Source organism: Streptomyces sp. NPDC094032 (assembly GCF_040303965.1).
GTDB lineage: Bacteria > Actinomycetota > Actinomycetes > Streptomycetales > Streptomycetaceae > Streptomyces.
Genome location: NZ_JBEOUE010000003.1, coordinates 252,490 through 273,924 on the forward strand (window position 1 = coordinate 252,490; position 21,435 = coordinate 273,924).

General features: G+C 69.1%; 21 protein-coding genes. 8 read left to right on the plus strand and 13 right to left on the minus strand.

From position 1 onward, the window contains the following. The first annotated feature begins 21 nt into the window (after window positions 1-21). Complete coding sequence (locus tag ABTZ54_RS07445; protein WP_351658230.1) at window positions 22-474, plus strand: GNAT family N-acetyltransferase; 453 nt, start codon at window positions 22-24, stop codon at window positions 472-474. A 42-nt stretch (window positions 475-516) separates the two neighbouring features. Here the strand turns inward: ABTZ54_RS07445 and ABTZ54_RS07450 are convergent, their stop codons facing one another. After that, on the minus strand, window positions 517-1,899 hold the full coding sequence (locus tag ABTZ54_RS07450) for a serine hydrolase domain-containing protein (protein WP_351658232.1): 1,383 nt from the start codon (window positions 1,897-1,899) through the stop codon (window positions 517-519). Window positions 1,900-1,934: 35 nt separating this feature from the next. After that, window positions 1,935-3,398, minus strand: a complete 1,464-nt coding sequence (gene dnaB / locus ABTZ54_RS07455) for a replicative DNA helicase (protein ID WP_351658583.1) — start codon at window positions 3,396-3,398, stop codon at window positions 1,935-1,937. Between the two features lie 442 nt (window positions 3,399-3,840). Between dnaB and ABTZ54_RS07460 the strand changes: the two genes are divergently transcribed. Further along, the gene (locus tag ABTZ54_RS07460) at window positions 3,841-5,178 is read left to right on the plus strand and encodes an MATE family efflux transporter (protein WP_351658233.1); all 1,338 of its coding nucleotides are present in this window, start codon (window positions 3,841-3,843) and stop codon (window positions 5,176-5,178) included. 146 nt (window positions 5,179-5,324) lie between these two features. Here the strand turns inward: ABTZ54_RS07460 and rplI are convergent, their stop codons facing one another. From rplI to rpsF, 4 genes are all read right to left on the minus strand, one after another. After that, window positions 5,325-5,771: a 50S ribosomal protein L9 gene (rplI, locus tag ABTZ54_RS07465; RefSeq protein ID WP_351658236.1), complete on the minus strand. Its 447-nt coding sequence runs from the start codon at window positions 5,769-5,771 to the stop codon at window positions 5,325-5,327. 18 nt (window positions 5,772-5,789) lie between these two features. Beyond that, window positions 5,790-6,026, minus strand: a complete 237-nt coding sequence (gene rpsR, locus ABTZ54_RS07470; protein WP_128983236.1) for a 30S ribosomal protein S18 — start codon at window positions 6,024-6,026, stop codon at window positions 5,790-5,792. Between the two features lie 58 nt (window positions 6,027-6,084). Further along, the gene (locus ABTZ54_RS07475; protein WP_351658241.1) at window positions 6,085-6,666 is read right to left on the minus strand and encodes a single-stranded DNA-binding protein; all 582 of its coding nucleotides are present in this window, start codon (window positions 6,664-6,666) and stop codon (window positions 6,085-6,087) included. Between the two features lie 73 nt (window positions 6,667-6,739). Then, complete coding sequence (gene rpsF / locus ABTZ54_RS07480; RefSeq protein WP_005482942.1) at window positions 6,740-7,030, minus strand: 30S ribosomal protein S6; 291 nt, start codon at window positions 7,028-7,030, stop codon at window positions 6,740-6,742. Window positions 7,031-7,314: 284 nt separating this feature from the next. Here rpsF and ABTZ54_RS07485 point away from each other — a divergent pair, with 284 nt between their 5' ends. The 3 genes from ABTZ54_RS07485 to ABTZ54_RS07495 all read left to right on the plus strand — a co-directional run bounded on the left by ABTZ54_RS07485 (window position 7,315) and on the right by ABTZ54_RS07495 (window position 10,004). Beyond that, window positions 7,315-7,614 carry a hypothetical protein gene (locus ABTZ54_RS07485; protein ID WP_351658243.1) on the plus strand — a complete coding sequence of 100 codons (300 nt, stop codon included), beginning with the start codon at window positions 7,315-7,317 and terminating at the stop codon, window positions 7,612-7,614. A 141-nt stretch (window positions 7,615-7,755) separates the two neighbouring features. After that, entirely contained in the window at window positions 7,756-8,874 is a 1,119-nt protein-coding gene (locus ABTZ54_RS07490; RefSeq protein ID WP_351658245.1) for a lipid II:glycine glycyltransferase FemX, read from the plus strand. Window positions 8,875-8,972: 98 nt separating this feature from the next. Further along, window positions 8,973-10,004, plus strand: coding sequence for an alanine racemase (locus ABTZ54_RS07495; RefSeq protein WP_351658247.1), 1,032 nt, complete (start codon window positions 8,973-8,975; stop codon window positions 10,002-10,004). 77 nt (window positions 10,005-10,081) lie between these two features. On the opposite strand, the gene ABTZ54_RS07500 is transcribed toward ABTZ54_RS07495, so the two are convergent. Further along, window positions 10,082-11,551 carry a glycosyltransferase family 87 protein gene (locus ABTZ54_RS07500; protein ID WP_351658249.1) on the minus strand — a complete coding sequence of 490 codons (1,470 nt, stop codon included), beginning with the start codon at window positions 11,549-11,551 and terminating at the stop codon, window positions 10,082-10,084. 126 nt (window positions 11,552-11,677) lie between these two features. After that, window positions 11,678-14,437: a transglycosylase domain-containing protein gene (locus ABTZ54_RS07505; protein ID WP_351658251.1), complete on the minus strand. Its 2,760-nt coding sequence runs from the start codon at window positions 14,435-14,437 to the stop codon at window positions 11,678-11,680. 403 nt (window positions 14,438-14,840) lie between these two features. On the opposite strand from ABTZ54_RS07505, the gene ABTZ54_RS07510 reads away from it, so the two are divergent. Together ABTZ54_RS07510 and ABTZ54_RS07515 are read left to right on the plus strand one after the other, a co-directional pair. After that, window positions 14,841-15,521, plus strand: coding sequence for a PadR family transcriptional regulator (locus ABTZ54_RS07510; RefSeq protein ID WP_132915773.1), 681 nt, complete (start codon window positions 14,841-14,843; stop codon window positions 15,519-15,521). Between the two features lie 46 nt (window positions 15,522-15,567). Beyond that, complete coding sequence (locus ABTZ54_RS07515; protein ID WP_351658255.1) at window positions 15,568-16,650, plus strand: inositol-3-phosphate synthase; 1,083 nt, start codon at window positions 15,568-15,570, stop codon at window positions 16,648-16,650. 717 nt (window positions 16,651-17,367) lie between these two features. On the opposite strand, the gene ABTZ54_RS07520 is transcribed toward ABTZ54_RS07515, so the two are convergent. After that, entirely contained in the window at window positions 17,368-17,538 is a 171-nt protein-coding gene (locus ABTZ54_RS07520) for a hypothetical protein (protein WP_351658259.1), read from the minus strand. 160 nt (window positions 17,539-17,698) lie between these two features. Here ABTZ54_RS07520 and ABTZ54_RS07525 point away from each other — a divergent pair, with 160 nt between their 5' ends. Continuing rightward, the gene (locus ABTZ54_RS07525; RefSeq protein ID WP_351658262.1) at window positions 17,699-18,676 is read left to right on the plus strand and encodes a helix-turn-helix transcriptional regulator; all 978 of its coding nucleotides are present in this window, start codon (window positions 17,699-17,701) and stop codon (window positions 18,674-18,676) included. A 21-nt stretch (window positions 18,677-18,697) separates the two neighbouring features. Here the strand turns inward: ABTZ54_RS07525 and ABTZ54_RS07530 are convergent, their stop codons facing one another. The 4 genes from ABTZ54_RS07530 to ABTZ54_RS07545 form a co-directional block, all read right to left on the minus strand. Next, window positions 18,698-19,132 carry a hypothetical protein gene (locus ABTZ54_RS07530; RefSeq protein ID WP_351658265.1) on the minus strand — a complete coding sequence of 145 codons (435 nt, stop codon included), beginning with the start codon at window positions 19,130-19,132 and terminating at the stop codon, window positions 18,698-18,700. Window positions 19,133-19,201: 69 nt separating this feature from the next. Continuing rightward, window positions 19,202-19,324 (minus strand): hypothetical protein, encoded by a 123-nt coding sequence (locus ABTZ54_RS07535; protein ID WP_351658268.1) that lies wholly within the window; start codon window positions 19,322-19,324, stop codon window positions 19,202-19,204. Between the two features lie 205 nt (window positions 19,325-19,529). Continuing rightward, the gene (locus ABTZ54_RS07540; RefSeq protein WP_351658272.1) at window positions 19,530-19,997 is read right to left on the minus strand and encodes a DUF6415 family natural product biosynthesis protein; all 468 of its coding nucleotides are present in this window, start codon (window positions 19,995-19,997) and stop codon (window positions 19,530-19,532) included. 116 nt (window positions 19,998-20,113) lie between these two features. Continuing rightward, window positions 20,114-21,337: a helix-turn-helix domain-containing protein gene (locus ABTZ54_RS07545; protein ID WP_351658275.1), complete on the minus strand. Its 1,224-nt coding sequence runs from the start codon at window positions 21,335-21,337 to the stop codon at window positions 20,114-20,116. Between the last annotated feature and the right edge of the window lie 98 nt (window positions 21,338-21,435).

Consider the following 21,435-nt stretch of genomic DNA (forward strand, 5'->3'; position numbering starts at 1 on the left):
GCGGGACGTAGCCTGCCCTCCATGAGCGATCTTGAGATACGGCCCGCGCGACAGGACGACCTCCCCGCGATCGTGGCGATGCTCGCCGACGACCCCCTGGGCGCCCAGCGCGAGTCGCCCGACGACCTCTCCCCGTACACGACCGCGTTCACCCGGCTCGCCGAGGATCCGAACCAGCACCTGGTCGTGGCCGTGCGCGAGGGCAGGGTCGTCGGCACGCTACAGCTCACCGTCATCCCCGGGCTCTCCCGCAAGGGCACGACCCGCTCCCTCATCGAGGGCGTCCGCATCCACGCCGACGAGCGCGGCAGCGGGCTCGGCACCCGGCTCATCGAGTGGGCCGTCGAGGAGTCCCGCGCCCAGGAGTGCCGACTGGTGCAGCTGACCTCCGACGTCACCCGCACCGACGCCCACCGCTTCTACGAGCGGCTCGGCTTCGAGGCCTCGCACGTCGGGTTCAAGCTGAGCCTGTGAACGCGAAGGCGCGCTGTTTCACGTGAAACAGCGCGCTTCCGGTCACAGGCCGCGCCAGCCGGCCTCGTCCACCCCGCCCGGAACGGCGTCCCCCGCCTCGTACGGCTCACGGGTGAAGACGAAGGACCCGAGGTCGAGATGGCTCACCGAGCCGTCGGGGCGCCGCACCACCCGGAGCGTCTCCCCCGCGTAGTAGCCGTCCAGGCCGATCCAGCCGCCCTCCGGAAGCGCCCGGAAGGTGGCCCGGCGCCCGACCCCGCGCAGCGGCTCCAGCGTCACCGCGCGCCCGGAGCCGACCCGCAGCCCGTACGCGTACGTCCCCCAGTACCAGGGGCCGGTGAGCGCCAGGAGCTCCTGGTCGACCTCCGCCTCGGGAAGGGGGCGCCACGGCTCCGGCAGCCGCGGCTCGGCCTCGGCCACGATCCGTACGAGATCGGCGGCCACAAGGGCCGTCAGGGGCCCCGAGGTGGCGTTCGCGAGCGCCACCGACGCGAGCCCGTCCTCGACGCTCACCCAGAGGCAGGCCACGAAGCCCGGCAGCGAACCCGTGTGGCCGATGAGCGTCCGGCCCTCCTTGCGCAGCAGCTGGAGCCCGAGGCCGTAACCCGACTCCCCGTCACCGGCCGCCGGGGGCACGGCGGGCACCCTCATCTCCTCGACGGAGGACCTGGCGAGCACCCGGTCGTCGCCCTCGGCGAGGAACGCGGCGAACCGGCAGAGATCGCCGACGGACGACCAGAGCTGACCGGCCGGCGCCATGATCCCGAGGTCCTGCGCGGGCTCGGGCAGCATCACATCGGCCCACGGGTGCACGGCGAAGCCGCCGGCGTGCGGGGCGACCGGCCGGGCCGTCGTGCGGCGCAGCCCCAGCGGCTCCAGGATCTCGGCGCGCAGCGCCTCCTCCCAGGACACCCCGCGCAGGGCCTCCACGAGCGAACCGAGCAGGGTGTAGCCCGGGTTGGAGTAGTGGAAGAGCCGCCCGGCGGGGTGCAGGCGCGGCTGCTCCCCCAGGACGTCGGCGAGCTGCGGCCGCACGGTGCCGGGCGTCCGCTCCCACCACGGCGCCGGGGTCTCGGCGGCGAGACCGGCGCTGTGGCCGAGCAGTTGAGCAATCGTCGCCTCACCGACGCCGGTGTCCTTCAGGTGCTTCTCCAGCGGGTCCTCAAGGCTGAGCAGCCCCTCGTCCCTCAGCCGCATCACCAGCACCGCGGTGAACACCTTGGTGATCGAGCCGATCCGGAACTGCGTGTCGGCCTCCGGGGCATGCCCGTCGACACAACTGCGCGACCCGAACCAGACGGTCTCGCCCTCCCGCACCACTCCGGCGGCGAAGGAGGGCGAGCGCCCCTCGGTCTGAGCGACGGCGACACGGTGCAGCAGGGCGCGTTCGGTGCTGGGAAGCAGGGCTTCGAAGGTGGAGGTCATACGGTGATCATGCCGCGAGACCCCGACGAACTCGATCAGGTTTGTGCCATGTCCACGAAGCGCGAGTAGTGGCCCTGGAAGGCCACCGTGATCGTCGCGGTCGGACCGTTACGGTGCTTGCCGACGATGATGTCGGCCTCGCCCGCGCGGGGGGACTCCTTCTCGTAGGCGTCCTCGCGGTGGAGCAGGATGACCATGTCCGCGTCCTGCTCGATGGAGCCGGACTCACGCAGGTCGGAGACCATCGGCTTCTTGTCCGTGCGCTGTTCGGGGCCACGGTTCAGCTGGGAGAGCGCGATCACCGGGAGCTCCAGCTCCTTGGCGAGCAGCTTCAGGTTTCGCGACATGTCGGAGACCTCCTGCTGGCGGCTCTCGGACCGCTTGGAGCCACCGGCCTGCATCAGCTGGAGGTAGTCGATGATGACCAGCTTGATGCCGCTGCGCTGCTTGAGGCGGCGGCACTTGGCACGGATCTCCATCATCGACAGGTTCGGGGAGTCGTCGATGAAGAGCGGGGCCTGCGAGACGTCCGGCATCCGGCGGGCCAGCCGGGTCCAGTCCTCGTCGGTCATCGTGCCCGAGCGCATGTGGTGCAGCGCGACCCGGGCCTCCGCCGAGAGCAGACGCATCGCGATCTCGTTGCGCCCCATTTCGAGGGAGAAGATGACGCTGGGCAGGTTGTGCTTGATGGAGGCCGCGCGGGCGAAGTCCAGCGCGAGCGTCGACTTACCCATGGCGGGACGGGCCGCGATGATGATCATCTGGCCGGGGTGCAGACCGTTGGTGAGCGCGTCCAGGTCGGTGAAGCCGGTGGGCACACCGGTCATCTCGCCGCTGCGGGAGCCGATCGCCTCGATCTCGTCGAGCGCGCCCTCCATGATGTCGCCGAGCGGCAGATAGTCCTCGGTGGTCCGCTGCTCGGTGACCTGGTAGATCTCGGCCTGGGCGCGGTTGACGATGTCGTCGACGTCGCCGTCGGCCGCGTATCCCATCTGCGTGATCTTGGTGCCGGCCTCGACGAGGCGCCGCAGCACGGCCCGCTCGTGGACGATCTCCGCGTAGTAGGAGGCGTTGGCGGCGGTGGGCACCGACTGGACGAGGGTGTGCAGGTAGGAGGCGCCGCCGACGCGGGTGATCTCGCCGCGCTTGGTGAGCTCGGCGCCGACCGTGATGGGGTCGGCGGGCTCGCCCTTCGCGTACAGGTCGAGGATGGCCGCGTAGACCGTCTCGTGGGCCGGCTTGTAGAAGTCGTGGCCCTTGAGGATCTCGACGACGTCGGCGATGGCGTCCTTGGAGAGCAGCATGCCGCCGAGGACGGACTGCTCGGCGTCCAGGTCCTGCGGGGGGACCCGCTCGAAGCCGGAGATCCCGGAGTCCCAGCCGTCCTCGCTGCCGCGCTCGTGCTGGTCCTCACGACCGCGCCCCCGGCCCCGGCCTTCGCCGCGGGTACGGGTGGGCAGCCGGTCACCGGGACCGCTGTCGGCCCAGGGATCGTCCATGGGCTCGGGACTGCTCACCAAGCCACCTCCTCCCGTCCGCTTCGCGGACCTCGCCGTGCCACTCTTTCTTACGCCACGGCTCGGACAAACGAGAGGCTTTGACTCCGCTTCTGGCGCGTCGTGCGCCGGACCACGGTAGGCCCGCGGGCACCGTCAGCCAATCTGGTTATCCACAGGGCCTGTGGGTGAAGGCCCGGATGCTGTGGAGAACTCCCCAGAACCTGTGCACGGACCGGGGGACAGCCATGTGGACAAACTCATACCGCCCTCGTCCGAGCCTATCTGACCTGCGGTTTTTCCATCCACTGGCTGTGGGGGAGAAAAACTTCGCCGTCCGGACCAAGATCAGAACAAACGGCGCACACCCGAAGGCCCACTCCCTCCACAAGTAAGGGTTGGAAGGTCATTGCATCTCTTACCTGTGGAAGATTAGATTGACCCCATGCATCAGGCCCCCGCGCCCCCCAAGGCCGTCCGACGGCAACACGACCGCGAGATCGTCTCGCTCGCCGTCCCGGCCTTCGGCGCACTCGTCGCCGAGCCCCTGTTCCTGCTGGCCGACAGCGCCATCGTCGGGCACCTCGGCACACCCCAGCTCGCCGGACTCGCCATCGCCTCGACCCTGCTCTCCACGGCGGTGAGCGTCTTCGTCTTCCTCGCCTACGCCACCACGGCGGCCGTCGCCCGCCGCGTCGGCGCGGGCGACCTCCCGTCCGCCATCCGGCAGGGCGTCGACGGCATCTGGCTCGCCCTCCTCCTGGGCGCCGGGGTCGTCGCGCTCACCCTGCCCACGGCCCCCTGGCTCGTGGAGCTCTTCGGCGCCTCCGACACCGCCACCCCCTACGCGATCACCTATCTGCGGATCTCCATCCTCGGCATCCCGGCCATGCTCGTCGTCCTCGCCGCCACCGGCGTCCTGCGCGGCCTCCAGGACACCAGGACGCCCCTCTACGTCGCCATCGCCGGCTTCGCCGCCAACGGCGCCCTCAACGTCGGGCTGGTCTACGGAGCCGGGCTCGGCATCGCCGGATCCGCCTGGGGCACGGTCATCGCCCAGTTCGGCATGGCCGCCGCCTATCTCTTCGTGGTCGTCCGCGGCGCCCGCCGCCACGGCGCCTCGCTGCGCCCGGACGCGGCCGGCATCCGGGCCTGCGCCCAGGCCGGAGCCCCGCTCCTGGTCCGTACGCTCTCGCTGCGCGCGGTCCTGATGATCGCCACGGCCGTCGCCGCGCGGCTCGGCGACGCCGACGTCGCGGCGCACCAGATCATCCTGTCCCTGTGGAGCCTGATGGCCTTCGCCCTCGACGCCATCGCCATCGCCGGCCAGGCCATCATCGGCCGCTACCTCGGCGCCGACGACGCGGAAGGCGCCCGCCAGGTGTGCCGCCGGATGGTGCAGTGGGGCGTGCTCTCCGGGGTCGTGCTCGGGCTCCTGCTCATCGTCACCCGCCCGCTCTTCATCCCGCTGTTCACCAGCGACCCCGCGGTCCAGGACACCCTGCTCCCCGCCCTCCTGGTCGTGGCGCTCTCCCAGCCCGTCTCCGGGGTGGTCTTCGTCCTCGACGGCGTCCTCATGGGCGCGGGGGACGGCCCCTATCTCGCCTGGGCCATGCTCCTGACCCTCGCCGTCTTCGCTCCCGTCGCCCTGCTGATCCCCACGCTCGGGGGCGGGCTGACCGCGCTCTGGGGAGCGATGACGCTGATGATGACGGTCCGCCTGGTCACCCTCTGGCTCCGCGCCCGCTCCGGACGCTGGATCGTCACGGGTGCCAGCCGCTGACCGGGGCCCGCACTGACCGATCAGCGCTGTTTCACGTGAAACATCATGATTCGCCTGCATGATGTTTCACGTGAAACAGCGGAAGGGCCGCACCCCGAGGGGTGCGGCCCTTCCTCACTGCTGAGCTGAGACTGCCGAGGGCAGTCTTAGGCGGCGATGACCTCGACGCCCAGCTTCGCGACCACGTCGGCGTGCAGACGCACGGAGACCTGGTGCGCGCCCAGCGTCTTGATCGGCGAGCCGAGCTCGACACGACGCTTGTCCACGTCCGGACCGCCCGCAGCCTTGATCGCCGAAGCGACGTCGGACTGGGTCACGGAGCCGAAGAGGCGGCCGGCGTCGCCGGAGCGAACGGCCAGCTTGACCTTGACGCCCTCGAGCTGGGCCTTGATCTCGTTGGCCTGCTCGATGGTCGCGATCTCGTGGATCTTGCGGGCGCGGCGGATCTGCGCCACGTCCTTCTCGCCACCCTTGGTCCAGCGGATCGCGAAACCACGCGGGACCAGGTAGTTGCGAGCGTAGCCGTCCTTGACGTCCACGACGTCGCCAGCGGCACCGAGGCCAGAGACCTCGTGGGTGAGGATGATCTTCATTTTTCGGTCACCCTTCCCTTATCGCGCGGTGGACGTGTAGGGCAGCAGCGCCATCTCACGGCTGTTCTTGACGGCCGTGGCGACGTCACGCTGGTGCTGCGTGCAGTTGCCGGTCACGCGACGGGCACGGATCTTGCCGCGGTCGGAAATGAACTTCCGCAGCATGTTCGTGTCCTTGTAGTCGACGTACGCGACCTTGTCCTTGCAGAATGCGCAGACCTTCTTCTTAGGCTTGCGCACAGGCGGCTTCGCCATGGTGTTTCTCCTGTGTGATCAAGAAGTTTGGGTACGAGCTTCTTCCGGGGGGCGTGCCCTAGAAGGGGGGCTCGTCCGAGTAGCCGCCGCCGGAGTTTCCACCCCAGCTACCGCCGCCCTGCTGCTGCTGACCGCCGGCCGGGGCGCTGGAGGCCCAGGGGTCGTCGGAGGGAGCTCCGCCGCCCTGCTGGCCACCGCCGGAGTTTCCACCCCAGCTACCGCCGCCACCGCCGCCGCCCTGCTGCCCGCCGCCGTAACCACCCTGGCCACCGCGACCCGTGGTCTTGGTGACCTTGGCCGTGGCGTTCTTCAGGCTGGGGCCGACTTCCTCGACGTCCAGCTCGTAGACCGTGCGCTTGACGCCCTCGCGGTCCTCGTAGGACCGCTGCTTCAGCCGGCCCTGCACGACGACGCGCATGCCTCGCTGAAGCGACTCGGCGACGTTCTCCGCCGCCTGACGCCAGACCGAGCAGGTCAGGAAGAGGCTTTCGCCGTCCTTCCACTCGTTGGTCTGACGGTCGAAGGTGCGGGGAGTGGACGCGATACGGAACTTCGCGACCGCCGCACCGGACGGGGTGAAGCGCAGCTCGGGGTCGTCGACAAGATTGCCGACGACCGTGATGACGGTCTCGCCTGCCATGGGTGAACCTCTCGGCGGGATTGCTTCTGGCTGCTTACTGCTACTCGAACCCGGAAACCTGTGAGCGGAAAGCTCAGTGGGTCTCGGGGCGGAGGACCTTGGTCCGGAGGACCGACTCGTTCAGGTTCATCTGGCGGTCGAGCTCCTTGACGACCGCAGGCTCGGCCTGCAGGTCGATGACCGAGTAGATGCCCTCGGGCTTCTTCTTGATCTCGTACGAGAGACGACGACGGCCCCAGGTGTCGACCTTCTCGACCTTTCCGTTGCCCTCACGGACGACGGAGAGGAAGTTCTCGATCAGGGGGGCGACAGCGCGCTCCTCCAGATCGGGGTCGAGGATGACCATCACCTCGTAGTGACGCATGTGGAACCCACCTCCTTTGGACTCAGCGGCCACGGTCGTTCCGTGGCAGGAGGGTCGTGATGCGTGAGCAACGGTATCCGTCACCACCGACAATCACCCTCGGCGAGCGAGGGTTCCGTCGGAGGCCAGGGTGAACCTGGGCAGACACCGGTGCAGACCGTACAGAGTACCCGCACATCGCCCTGCGGTTGAAATCCTGTGGTGAGGGGACGCAATCTGTACACAACGGATGTCGGCGGCGTCACAGTGCGCCGCCTTCCGGCAGCCACGCCAGGAGGTGCCCCATGGCACAGGCAATGCGACCCGACCCCGGACACTCCCTCTTCGCCACGGACGGCAAAGCGCACCCGCTCCAGGACACCCTGATGGCGGTGACGATCTTCCTCGGACTCCTGTCCTTCATCACCGCCCAGTTCCACAGCCTGCACGTGCTGGCGTCCTGGGCCGGCCTGATCGGCATCCTGACCGGCGCGGTCGGTCAGTTCATCTCCGTGACCACCAGGGAGCGCTTCGTCCTGATCGTCGGCCTCGGCGCCTCGGCCGTGGGCTTCTACCTCGGCATGTTCTACGGAGGCCTCACCTGATCGGCCGCGAAGGGCCCGACGGGCCCGACCGGCTCTGAGGGACACACGTCCCATCAGGGGCGCTCCCCGGTCACAGTAGGCTTCGGCGCGAGAGCCGGAGCCCCTGACCGATGGGGACACACCTGCCGAGGAGCGCCCCGCATGAGCCTGACCCTGAGGACCATCAGCCGTGAGCAGCATCTGGCATTCATCCAGAGCCAGCCCGCGGCGAGCCACTGCCAGGTCCCGGCGTGGGCGGATGTGAAGACCGAGTGGCGCTCGGAGAACCTCGGCTGGTTCGACAAGGCGGGCGAGCTCGTCGGCGTCGGTCTGGTGCTCTACCGCCAGCTGCCGAAGATCAAGCGGTACCTGGCCTACCTGCCCGAGGGCCCGGTCATCAACTGGTACGCCCCGAACCTCGACGACTGGCTGCAGCCGATGCTGGCGCATCTGAAGCAGCAGGGCGCCTTCTCCGTGAAGATGGGCCCGCCGGTCGTCATCCGCCGCTGGGACGCGACCGCCATCAAGTCCGGCATCCAGGACCCGGACGTCAAGCGTCTGAAGGACGTCGAGGCCACCCAGATCGAGCCGCGGGCCTTCGAGGTCGCCGACCGGCTGCGGAAGATGGGCTGGCAGCAGGCGGAGGACGGCGGCGCCGGCTTCGGCGACGTGCAGCCCCGCTACGTCTTCCAGGTCCCGCTCGCCAACCGCTCGCTCGACGACGTCCTCAAGGGCTTCAACCAGCTGTGGCGCCGCAACATCAAGAAGGCCGAGAAGGCCGGTGTCGAGGTCGTCCAGGGCGGTTACGAGGACCTCGCCGAGTGGCAGCGGCTGTACGAGATCACGGCCGTCCGCGACCACTTCCGCCCGCGCCCGCTCTCGTACTTCCAGCGCATGTGGACCGTCCTCAACAACGAGGACCCCAACCGCATGCGGCTCTACTTCGCCCGGCACAACGGCGTGAACCTGTCCGCCGCCACCATGCTCGTCGTCGGCGGCCACGTCTGGTACTCCTACGGCGCCTCCGACAACATCGGCCGCGAGGTCCGGCCCTCGAACGCGATGCAGTGGCGGATGCTGCGCGACGCCTACGCGATGGGCGCCACCGTCTACGACCTCCGGGGCATCTCGGACTCGCTGGACGAGACCGACCACCTCTTCGGTCTGATCCAGTTCAAGGTCGGCACGGGCGGCGAGGCCGTCGAGTACGTCGGCGAGTGGGACTTCCCGCTCAACAAGCTCCTGCACAAGGCGCTGGACATCTACATGTCGCGCCGCTGACGCCGGCCCCGAGGCTTGCGTAGTCTCGTACACACGTACACACCTTTGACCCACCGCAGCTGACACACCGCAGCCACCAGAAAGGTCCCGGGCCGGCCATGGCGCTCTCCCTCTACGTCGACACCGCTCGTTGGCGGGCGCACCAGAAGACGGTCATCGACCAGTTCCCCGGACTCATCCCGGTCTGCAAGGGCAACGGCTACGGCTTCGGCCACGAGCGGCTCGCCGACGAGGCCGCCCGCTTCGGCGCCGACATGCTCGCGGTGGGCACCACGTACGAGGCCGCCAAGATCAAGGACTGGTTCAGCGGCGACCTCCTGGTGCTCACCCCGTTCCGGCGCGGCGAGGAGCCCGTACCGCTGCCGGACCGGGTGATCCGCTCGGTGTCCTCCGTGGACGGCGTGCACGCCCTGGTGGGCGCCCGTGTCGTCATCGAGTGCATGAGCTCGATGAAGCGCCACGGCGTCCACGAGGAGGACCTCGGCCGGCTGCACGCCGCCATCGAGGACGTACGTCTTGAGGGCTTCGCCCTGCACCTGCCCCTGGACCGCCCGGACGGCACCGACGCCGTCGAGGAGGTCATCGCCTGGATGGACCGGCTGCGGTCCGCGCGGCTGCCGCTGCACACCATGTTCGTCAGCCACCTGCGCGCCGAGGAGCAGGCCCGGCTCCAGCAGCAGTTCCCGCAGACCCGCTTCCGGGCCCGGATCGGCACCCGGCTGTGGCTGGGCGACCACGAGGCCACGGACTACCGGGGCTCGGTCCTCGATGTCACCCGGGTCGCCAAGGGGGACCGCTTCGGCTACCGCCAGCAGAAGGCCGCGTCCGACGGCTGGCTCGTGGTGGTGGCCGGCGGCACCTCGCACGGTGTCGGTCTGGAGGCCCCCAAGGCGATGCACGGGGTGATGCCGCGCGCCAAGGGCGTGGCCCGCGCCGGTCTCGCGACCGTCAACCGGAACCTCTCCCCGTTCGTCTGGGCCGGCAAGCAGCGCTGGTTCGCCGAGCCGCCGCACATGCAGGTGTCGATCCTGTTCGTGCCCGCCGACGCCCAGGAGCCGAAGGTCGGCGACGAGCTGGTCGCCCATCTGCGCCACACCACGACGCAGTACGACCGGATCGTCGAGCGCTGAGCCGACAGGCACCGTACGACCACGTGAGAGCGGCCCCCGGGATCACCCGGGGGCCGCTCTCATGTCTCTGGCCGCGCTCACTCCCGGGAGGAGCCGCCAGGAGCCGCCCAGGGGTCGCCGGCGGGTACGTCCCCGGGCACGGCGGCACCCAGGACGAAGACGTCCTCCGCACCGTCCAGGACACCGCCCGAGGGGTCGTCCGAGCCGTCCTGCCGGACCGGGTCCCGGTCCGGCGCGAGGATGTCGCGCACGACCAGGGCGCACAGGTACAGGGTGCCGAGCAGGTGCAGGACGATCGCGAACTGGTAGCCGTCGGTCGGCAGGCCCTGCTTGTTCCCGCTGCTCGTGTAGGCCAGGTAGAACCAGATGGCCAGGAAGTACATGACCTCGCACGCCTGCCACACGAGGAAGTCGCGCCAGCGCGGCCGGGCGAGCGCGGCGAGCGGGATCAGCCACAGGACGTACTGCGGCGAGTAGACCTTGTTGGTGAGCACGAAGGCGGCCACGATCAGGAAGGCCAGCTGGGCCAGCCGGGGCCTGCGCGGCGCGGAGAGCGTCAGGATCGCGAGCCCGACGGCCGCCAGCACCATCAGGAGCAGCGCCCAGATGTTGGCGGTCGACGGCTGCACCTGGCGGCCGGTGGTCTGGCTGAGGAGCAGCCAGAAGGAGCCGAAGTCGACGTTCCGGTCCGTGCTGAAGACGTAGAACTGCTTCCAGCCCTCGGGCGCGAGCAGCATCACCGGCAGGTTCACCGCCAGCCACGCCCCCACCGACCCGAGCAGCGCCGTGCCGAACGCGCGCCATCTCCCGGCCCGCCAGCAGAGCAGGAACAGGGGCAGGAGCAGCAGTATCGGGTAGAACTTGGCGGCCGTCGCGAGCCCCAGCAGCACGCCGGCGCCCAGGGCGCGGCCGCGCGACCACATCAGCAGCGCGGCGGCGGTCAGGGCGACGGCCAGCAGGTCCCAGTTGATCGTGGCGGTCAGCGCCAGGGCGGGCGCGAGCGCCACGAGGAGGCCGTCCCAGGGGCGCCTGCGGTGGGTCCTGGCCACGCACACGGCGAGGACGGCCGTGCACACCAGGAGCAGGCCCGCGTTGACCATCCAGTAGGCCTGCTCGCGCTCCGTCAGGGTGCCGCCGGGCGTCAGCCAGGCCGCGACCTGCATGAAGAGACCGGTCAGGACCGGGTACTCCAGGAACGGTATGTCGCCACCGATCCGGTCGAAGTACGGCACCAGACCGTCCGCGAACCCGCGCCCCGAGAAGAGGTGCGGGATGTCGGAGTAGCAGGCGTGGGTGTACTGGGAGGTGGTGCCGCGGAACCAGGCCCAGTTGTAGCAGGGCAGCTTCTGCACCATGCCGAGCGCGAACATCCCGATGGCCACCAGCGCCACCACGCGCACCGGGGTCAGCTGTCCGGCGCCCAGCAGCGCCCTGCGGCCGATCGGTCCGCCGATCAGTTCGCTGCCCGCGGCGGCCACGTCGTCGCTGCGCGTGGGGCGGACCACCGCCGGTTCCCGCGGAGGGCTCGTCTTCTGGAGGCTCGGCATGGGGGACATCCTGCCGTACGGGCCTGGGAAAACGGTGAGGGCCGCCGCGGCCGGTCCCGTACACGGGGTACGGACCGGGCGCGGCGGCCCTCGACGGTGTGCGCGGCCCTCGGGCCGGCGGGCGGATCAGCCGCCCAGGCCGCCCCAGCTGGTGCCGCCGTTGGGCTTTCCGCCGCCCGCGCCGCCCGAGGTCGTGGGATCGGTGCTGGAGGTGTCCGTGGGCGTCGGCGGGGGTGTCGTGGTGGCGCCGCCGCTGGACGCGCCGCCATTGTCGGTCCCCTTGCTGGTGCCGCCGTTCGGGTCGCACGGCCAGTCCCACACGGAGCAGGTCTTGCCCGGGTCCGCCGTCTTGGTCGGCTTCGTCGTGGGCGGCATCGTGGTGGGAGGCGTGGAGGACGGCGTCTCGGACGGGGTGTCCGTCGGCGTCGGCGTCGGGCTGACCGCGCCGCCGCCGAAGACCGCCTCGGCGCCCAGGTCCTCGGGGGCCGGGAAGTTCACCGGGGCGGTGCCGTTCAGGGCCTCGGTCATGTAGTCGTGCCAGATCTGCGACGGGAACGACGAACCGTGGATCTTCGGCTGGGCGCCGGTGCCGAACATGGACTCGAACTTACGGTCCTTGATCGTCTCGTCGTCCGCGAAGCGGTACATGTCGATGGCGGTCGACAGCTGCGGGGTGTAGCCCACGAACCAGGCCGAGTTGTTGCCGTCGGTCGTACCGGTCTTGCCGGCTGCATCGCGGTCGTCGAGCGCGGCCTTCTTACCGGTGCCCTTCTTCACGACGTCCTTCAGCACGTCGGTGACGTTGCTGGCGACGGCCGTGGAGAACGCGCGCTTGGGCGCGGCCTCGTGCTTGTAGACGACCTCGCCCTTCTGCAGCACCTTGGTGACGGAGAAGGGGTCGTTGTGCTCGCCGTTGTTCGCGAAGGTCGAGTAGGCGCCGGCCATGCGGATCGCGCTCGGGGAGGAGATACCGAGCGAGAACGACGGCACGTCGGCCTTGATCAGCGAGGACTCCAGGAGACCGGCGTCGATGGCCGACTGGCGGACCTTGTCGATGCCGACGTCCATGCCGAGCTGTACGTACGGCGAGTTGGCGGAGCGCTCCATCGCCACACGCAGGTCGATGTTCCCATAGCTCGCGTCGTCGTCATTGGTCTGGAGCCACTCGTTGTTCTTCTCGTCGCGCCAGATCGAGCCGTCGTACCGCTTGATCACCAGCTTGTTCTTGCCGCTGTACAGGCTCTTGTCGGGGTCGACGATCGTCCGCGAGGACGGCCCCTGCTCCGGGCCCAGCTTCTTGTCCCGCACACCGTCGCGCATCGCCGCGGCCAGCACGAAGGGCTTGAAGGTCGATCCGACCTGGGCACCGGTCTGGTCGGCGTTGTTGGTGAAGTGCTTGGTGGCGTCGGTGCCGCCGTAGATCGCCACGATCGCACCGGTCTTCGGGTCGACCGAGGCGCCGCCGAACTGGACGTGGGTGTCTTCCTTCGGGCGCTTCTTCGGGTCGATGTGCTCGTCGTAGACCTTCTTGATGGCCTTCTCGAGGGCCATGACCTTCTTCTTCTCGAAGGTGGTGTGGATCTCGAAGCCGCCCTGGGCGAGCTGCTGGGCGTCGATGTTCCTGTCGTTGTTGTTGAGGAAGTTCGCCTCGGCCGTCCGCACCAGGTAGCCCACCTGGCCGCCCAGCTGGGCGCCCGGCGTCCGGCCCTTCACCGTGGGGAACTTGGTGTACTTGGCGCGCTCGGTGGCCTCGAGGTTCCCGTCCTTGACCATCTCGTCGAGGATCCACTTCCAGCGCTTCTCGGCGCGGACGCGGTTCGCCTGAGCCGAGGCCTGCGGGTCGATCTCGGGGGAGCCGGCCGGGTCGTAGTAGGTAGCGCCCTTGAGCAGCGAGGCGAGGAACGCGCACTGGCTGGGGTTCAGCTTGCTGGCGTCCGTGCCGAAGTACGTGCGGGCCGCGGCCTGGATGCCGTAGGCACCACGTCCGTAGTACGACGTGTTGAGGTAGCCCGCCATGATCGCGGGCTTCTCCAGGTCGTTGCCGACACGCATCGAGATGAAGAGTTCCTTCACCTTACGGGTCACGGTCTGCGACTGGTCGTTGAGCCGGTTGTTCTTCACGTACTGCTGGGTGATCGTCGAGCCACCCTGGGTCTCGCCGCCCTTGGCCATGTTCCACACGGCGCGACCGATGCCCATCGGGTCGATGCCCGAGTCGGTCCAGAAGGTCTTGTTCTCGGCCGAGACCACCGCGCCCTGCATGGCCTTCGGGATCTGCTCGATGCCGACGATCTGCCGGTTGACCTCACCACCGGTCGCGGCCATCACGGTGTTGTCGGACCAGTAGTAGACGTTGTTCTGCGCGACGGCGGACTTGTCGACGTCCGGGATGCCCACCATGGCGTACGCGATGGTGGCCGCGCCCATGAGGCTGCCGCAGAAGGCCACGAACAGGCCCGTGACCAGCTTCCAGGAGGGCACCCAGCGGCGCCACCCGTACTTGCCGAAGCGCGGGTAGTCGATGAACTTCTTCTTGCCGGGCGGACGGCCGCCGCGGCCGCGCCCGGGACCGCCGCCCTGACCGCCGCCGCCACCACCGCGCCGCCCGCCGCCGGGGCCGCTCGGGCCTCCGGGGCCGCCGGCCTCGGGCGCACGCCGGCGACCGCCCCGCTGGGCGGCTCGCCGGGCCTCGGCACGCCCCCCGTAGGGACGCTGCTCCTCCCCATGGACGGAAGGCGGTCCGTACGAGTCCGAAGGGGACTCGAAACCGGCATCACTGCCAGGGGCCGACCTGCGGCCCATGGGCTGCTGGGCCGCGCGCCGGGCCGCAGCGCGACCGCCACTCGGCGGCTGCGGCTGCTGCATTTTGCGACGGTGCTCGCTCATCGAACGACTACTCCTCGGGCAGGCGCGTACGCCTGGAAGCGGCAGTTGAGTTCCGGTCCCCCCGAAATGCACACGGCCGGACCTCGGAAAAAGCCCCACCGTGCCGCAGCCGGTCACCCGCTTCACTGACGCCCTGCGGCGTCGCTCGGTTCCCGGTGGTCTGCATGCCGCACAGACTACGCACGGCCAAAACCCACCTACAGACGGACTTCACCCCAAATCCGGCAAGTCGAACGCTGTGAATTGACGATGTGACGCCGGTCACTCGCGCCCCACTTGTCGCAGCACAGGGGCCGTTCTATCGTCGGGATGTATCGAGTCGATACATCAGCACGGCACATCGACTCGCTATAAGAGTTTTGCGGTTCCGACAGGCGAACCCCGAGAGCGGAGGAGGCGGCGAATGAGCAGGCGCTCAGGAATCCTTGAGTTCGCCGTTCTCGGCCTGCTCCGCGAGGCCCCGATGCACGGTTACGAGCTGCGCAAGCGGCTCAACACCTCGCTGGGGATCTTCCGGGCCTTCAGCTACGGAACCCTGTACCCCTGCCTCAAGACGCTGGTCGCCAACGGCTGGTTGATCGAGGAGCCGGGCAGCGCTCCCGAGGACGCGCTGGCCGCATCACTCGCAGGACGCCGCGCCAAGATCGTCTACCGGTTGACGGCCGAAGGTAAGGAGCACTTCGAAGAGCTCCTCTCCCACACCGGCCCCGACGCCTGGGAGGACGAGCACTTCGCCGCCCGCTTCGCCTTCTTCGGCCAGACCGAGCACGACGTGCGGATGCGGGTGCTGGAGGGCCGCCGCAGCCGGCTGGAGGAGCGCCTGGAGAAGATGCGCGCCTCTCTGGCCCGTACGCGCGAGCGTCTCGACGACTACACGCTTGAGCTCCAGCGCCACGGAATGGAGTCCGTGGAGCGCGAAGTGCGCTGGCTGAACGAGCTCATCGAGAGCGAGCGGGCGGGACGGGATCAGCGATCACGTCCCGACGCCCCCGCTCGGCACGACAACGATTCTGGAGAAACGGGCGGCCTGCCCCGGCACGGGGGCAGTACCCGGCCGGATCCGTCCGACGACACCGCCAAGTGAAACCCTGCGCCAGCAGGGCTTCCACGACACACAGGGAGCAACCGGAATGGGTTCGGTTCGCGTAGCCATCGTCGGCGTGGGCAACTGCGCCGCCTCGCTGGTCCAGGGCGTCGAGTACTACAAGGACGCCGACCCGGCGACCAAGGTGCCCGGCCTGATGCACGTCCAGTTCGGCGACTACCACGTCGGCGACGTGGAGTTCGTGGCCGCTTTCGACGTGGACGCGAAGAAGGTCGGCCTCGACCTCTCCGACGCCATCGGCGCCAGCGAGAACAACACCATCAAGATCTGCGACGTCCCGAACAAGGGCGTCACGGTCCAGCGTGGCCACACCCTCGACGGTCTCGGCAAGTACTACCGCCTGACCATCGAGGAGTCCCCCGAGGCTCCCGTGGACGTCGTCCAGGTCCTCAAGGACCAGCAGGTCGACGTGCTCGTCTGCTACCTGCCCGTGGGCTCCGAGGACGCCGCGAAGTTCTACGCGCAGTGCGCCATCGACGCCAAGGTCGCGTTCGTCAACGCTCTCCCGGTCTTCATCGCCGGCACCAAGGAGTGGGCGGACAAGTTCACCGAGGCCGGTGTCCCGATCGTCGGCGACGACATCAAGTCCCAGGTCGGCGCCACCATCACGCACCGCGTGATGGCCAAGCTGTTCGAGGACCGCGGTGTCCGTCTTGAGCGCACCATGCAGCTCAACGTCGGCGGCAACATGGACTTCAAGAACATGCTGGAGCGCGACCGCCTCGAGTCCAAGAAGATCTCGAAGACCCAGGCCGTCACCTCGCAGATCCCCGACCGCGAGCTGGGCGAGAAGAACGTCCACATCGGTCCGTCGGACTACGTGGCGTGGCTCGACGACCGCAAGTGGGCGTACGTCCGCCTTGAGGGCCGTGCCTTCGGCGACGTCCCGCTGAACCTCGAGTACAAGCTGGAGGTCTGGGACTCCCCGAACTCGGCCGGTGTCATCATCGACGCCGTCCGCGCCGCGAAGATCGCCAAGGACCGGGGCATCGGTGGCCCGATCCTCTCGGCGTCCTCGTATTTTATGAAGAGCCCGCCGGTGCAGTACTTCGACGACGAGGCCCTGGCCAACGTCGAGAAGTTCATCAAGGGCGAGGTCGAGCGCTGAGGGCATAGCCCCTGTGACCTGGCACTCTATGTCTCCAGTGCCGGGACGACACCCTAACCAAAGAGGTCCCCGGCGCACACGCGTGCGCCGGGGACCTCTTTGGTTAGGGTAAGGATTCGACGGCCTGCGTCGGGGCCCACTTCATGATCATCTCCCAAATTTCTCCCGGGGAGAAACGGAGACGCCCCACGTTCAGCAAGCGGGGCGGATGCCGCCCGGGGCGTACGGCAGACCTCTCGCCCGCGCACGCACCTCCATCCGCTCTTCCTGCGCAAGTACGCACCTTCCGCACATCGCCAGGGGGTAGGCGACGGGGCCGGCCATGTGCGGGACTCGAACCGTCGCTACGAGCGTCACGCGGCGACCGCCCTCGCGACACCGAAAGCAGCGGCCGTTGTGGCTCCATGAGTACGCAGCGAGAACCTCCGCTGGCGAGATCCTCTCTGGGCCCTGGCCCCCCGCTATCGCAACGCGAGACGGCGCACTCCTGCCGGGCCCGCCAGGAGCCCCACTACGTACCTGCTGTTCAACCTGCTTCCCAGCCGTGAAGGACCGGGGCACCACCGCCGGGGCGGCGTTCATGAGCGAACCTCACCTTGTGGCAGCCGCGCAGGCCGGCGTGACCCCCTCAGGGCTCGACGTTGCGCGGATCGGTCAAATACACCGCTCGCCCAGCCAGGTGGGGACTGGCAGGGCGAGCGGGATGGATGCGCCTGCTTAGTCCCAGCCGGGGTCGTTGACTCGCTGCGGGGGCGTCGGGTCGACGGAGGTGATGACCGGGGCGTCCCAACCCGGGTCGGCGGAGTTCACGATCGGAGCGTCCCAGCCCGGATCGGCGGCCTGCGCCGTGGCCGCGGTGCCCGCGACGCCGACGGCGGAAAACAGCACAGCGAGAATGATCTTGGTAGCCCTCTGCTTCAACATGATCTCCTAGAGTATCGATCACAAATCGAACATACATACACGCCCTTGACGTGACCCCTAGGCTGACATGTGCGTTTGGCGTATGCCAGGGGCTCCGTCCAGGAAATATGAGACAGGTCCGAAAGTGGACAAGAACAGGGGCGGCGGTATGGAAATCGCGGCGAGCGTCCTCACGGTGACCACCGAAGAGGAGGCCACCTACCGCGCCATCGCGGAGGGGCAGCCAGTCGACGCCCCGGAGGCCGTAGCTCACCTGGTGTCGATCGGGTTGGTCACGCAGGTCGGGGATGAGTACGTCGCCGTGGACCCGAGGGTGGTTGCCCAGCAGCACCTCGCCTCCCACCACGCGGCCCTGGCGGCGACCCTCCAGCAGATGGGTCAGGTCTCGAACCTGGAAACGCTGGCGCGCCACTACGACCCCGGCCGCTACTACGGCGGCCCGGTGAGCGAGCGGGTGCAGAGTAGACACCTCATCAACCAGCGGATCGCCCACGTTCTCGCCGACACCCACGACGGCCTTCTCACCGCGCAGCCCGGAGTACCCAGCGACCGGTCCCCCGCCGCACTCCAGGACGGTATCCGCCGGGCGCGCGCACTCCTGGAGCGCGGCGTACCAGTCCGCTCGCTCTACCCCTCAGCCGCCCTCACGCATCCACCGACTGCGGAGTACGCCACCTTCGTCCTGGAGCACGGTGGGGAAGTACGCGTCGGGCAAGACCTCCCCCCGCGCATGGTCCTGGCCGGGCGAGATCTCTTCGTGAAGAACCACGTGCCCGAGAGCGACGATGCCGCCGGCTGGCACATCCAGGACGTGGCAGCAACCGCGTTCGCCCGCGATGTTTTCGAGAGCTACTGGAGTCGAGCTACGCCGTGGCAGGAGGCACAGGCCGCCCTTGACGACGCGGTTTCGACCCCTGTCCAGCGAATGATCCTTCGCGGCCTGGCCAAGGGCGATACCCAGTCCGCTGTCGCTACCCAGCTGGGGGTGAGCGGGCGCGAGGTGGGGCGAGAGCTCGAAGCTCTCCGCGACACCTTGGGCATGAGGTCGACGAATCAACTCATGGTCTGGTGGGCCACCAGCGAGGACAAAAACGTCGCGTAAGCCCCGGCCGGGGTGGTCTAGTCAGCCAGCGAGGGCGGGGAGTAGCGCGCGGGCGGCATCCATGAGGGTGTCGTCCGGCATGGAGAACCGCCCGACGTGCAGACGGCTGTGGCCGTAGACCTGCTCCTTCGGGGCCGTCGTGGCCTCGATCTCCAGCTCCCACTTTGCCTCAGGGATGTCCAGCGTTCCGGGCTTCATCACGGTCCGGGCGCTCCAGCCCGTACACAGGGCCCACACGGCGTGAGCCTCCGGATTGGCGGCCGACGGAAGGTGTCGTGCTGCCACGTTCAGCAGGGATACGTCCGGGACTTCCGGGATCGGGATGTACCCCATGACCGCCGTGTCGCCGAAGTGTCCAGTGGTTGTGTACGCGATGACCCCGGAAATGCCCTCAGGCCAGTTGTGCAACAGCGGGAAGACGGTGACCCGTCCCTCGCCAGCGATGTGCCGCGCCATTCCTCGCTCCTCACGTAGCCAGCTCCGCCCCGATCCTGCCAGAGCGGAGCTGGCGGTCATCGCACCTTGCTAGTTGTCGCCGCAGCCCTGCGACGGGTTGCCTTCCTGCCCGTCACTGCCCGAGCCGGTCTCGCCGGAGCTGTTCTCCTCGTTGCCCGCGATGACCGTCCATCGGGTGATGTCCTGTGCCATGTTCCGTTCCCTTCTCTCGATGGGTGGTGCATGACCTGTCCGGCTGGACAGGGGCTGTGCGCGGGCGCACGTCTCGCAGGCGCCCGCCTCCGCCCCGGGATGGATGTGCGCCCGGGGCGGGAGCTTCAGGTGGTGATGCCGATGGCGATGAGGCCGAGCAGGCTGAGGACGATCAGGACGTAGCAGATCTGTCGTCGGAGCTCCGTCACGGCGACTCCGCGGGCACCGGCGGCAGCTCGGTCCGGCCGACGAACCTTGCGCGACGGCTGCTGGCGTGCCGGTGCTCGTGGAGGGCCTGGAGGAGCGCGCGGCCGGCGATGCCGAGCTGACGCGCGTGGCTCCAGTTCCCGAGCGGGCCGTCCTGCGGTCCGGCCGCGACGAGCTCCATCCACATCCGCACGGCGGCCGTTCCGCGCTCGGGCCGCTGGTCCTCCGGGATCTGCGAGACCCCGATGGCGAGGGACGAGCAGTACGTGAGCAGGTTGTTCGTGATCTGGGCGATGACCACGTCGCTCGGGCAGTGGTGCTCCAGCTTGACGGCGGCGGTGATGTACCGCTCGGCCTCCGCCTCGACGTGCCCCTCTATGCCGTCGGCCGCCGTGGCGAGCGCGCCGACGAGGTCGACGACGACCAGTGCCTCGGCCGGCCTGTCGTGCTGGGGCTGCTCGTCCATGCTCGCTCCCTACCGTCGTGCCCTGCGGTGTCTACGACGGTAGGGGCGGGTGGACCGAGCAGGGGGTAGGGGTCCTACCCCTACGCCGGGGGGTAGGGTTTCTACCTCCTACGTGATCACACGGCCACGCCGAGTTCCTGCGCCAGGGTGCGAGCGTCGGCCCGGACCATGCGGGGCCCAGTCTTCGCCAACTCCGGCAGGACCATGCGGGTGTACACGTTGTACCGGAGGGTTTCCGGCGACTCCCGGAAAGCCTTCTGGAGTAGGGCGACTGCGGCCACGCCCTCGTCCTGCATTCCGTGGGCGCGTGCGGTCTCGACGAGGTGGTACGAACGGCGCGTCGCGGACGGTACCTGGTCGAGGTCGAGCGCCAGGGCGACATCGAGGGCTTTGCCCGGCTGCATGAGGTCGTTGTACATGGTGATGGCGTAGCCATCGACGATGCCCTGCCCGAAGATCAGCCAGGGGTGTGCGTAGCCGTCGCCGAGGCGGCGGGCAGCATCGTTCGCGCGGTCCCAGTACCGCCACGCGTCCCCGGCGCGGCCGGTCTTGGCGTAGCTCAGGGCAACGGCGAGTTGCAGGAGTCCCCAGCGCGCGAGGTCATCGTCGTTGTCCTGCCGGAGCAACGCTGATGCCTGCTCTGCCAGTTCGACGCGGGCCTCCGCCGCCTCGTTCGCGTCGCGGTGGACGTGGTTCATGTACCAGGCGGCGCCGGCGATGGCGCGGGGGCTGTCGGCGTCCTGTGCGGCGGTCATCGATCGGTCGCCGGTCAACATGATCAGGTCGGGCACGGGTTGGAAGCTGAGGAACAGCTGCGCCAGGTGGTACGCCTGGGCTTGCACGACCAGCGCGCGGCGGCGGTCCGGGCCGCCCAGGGCCCGAACAGAGTGCTGGGTGTCGGCGAGGAGGTCGGGCAGCAGCGCAGCGATCCGCGACCTGTGGTCGCCCGCGGCGTGCCACAGCGTCCAGGCCTGCCTCACCCGAGCTGCAAGCACCTCCGCAGACTCAGGCTCCCGGTCTGCGGGGACGAGCCAGTAGGTGGTGAGGGCCCGCTTGATGGCAGGGAGTTCGGCGTGGGCGGCCTTCGTGTAGGTGGCGGCGGCGATGCGGTCGTCTCCGGTCAGGTCGGCGATGTCGCACTCGTACATGGTTGCGAGGCGAATCAGCATGGGCAGGCGGGGCATTCCGATCGTGCCGTTCTCGACTCCCTTGACCCATTCGGCTGACCGGCCGACCAGGCCGCCGGCAACGGGGCGGGTGAGGCCGGCCCGGTCGCGGGCTCGGCGGGCGCGCTGGGCGAATGTCTCAGGTGTGGGTTCGGGGCTGGGCTGCTCAGGCATACTGGGCTCCTCGTTCTGACCTCGACACCCAGAACGTACTCCCCGGAGGTGCTGGGGAAACGCTGAATGCCCCCTCCCGCCCGAAGGCGGGAGGGGGC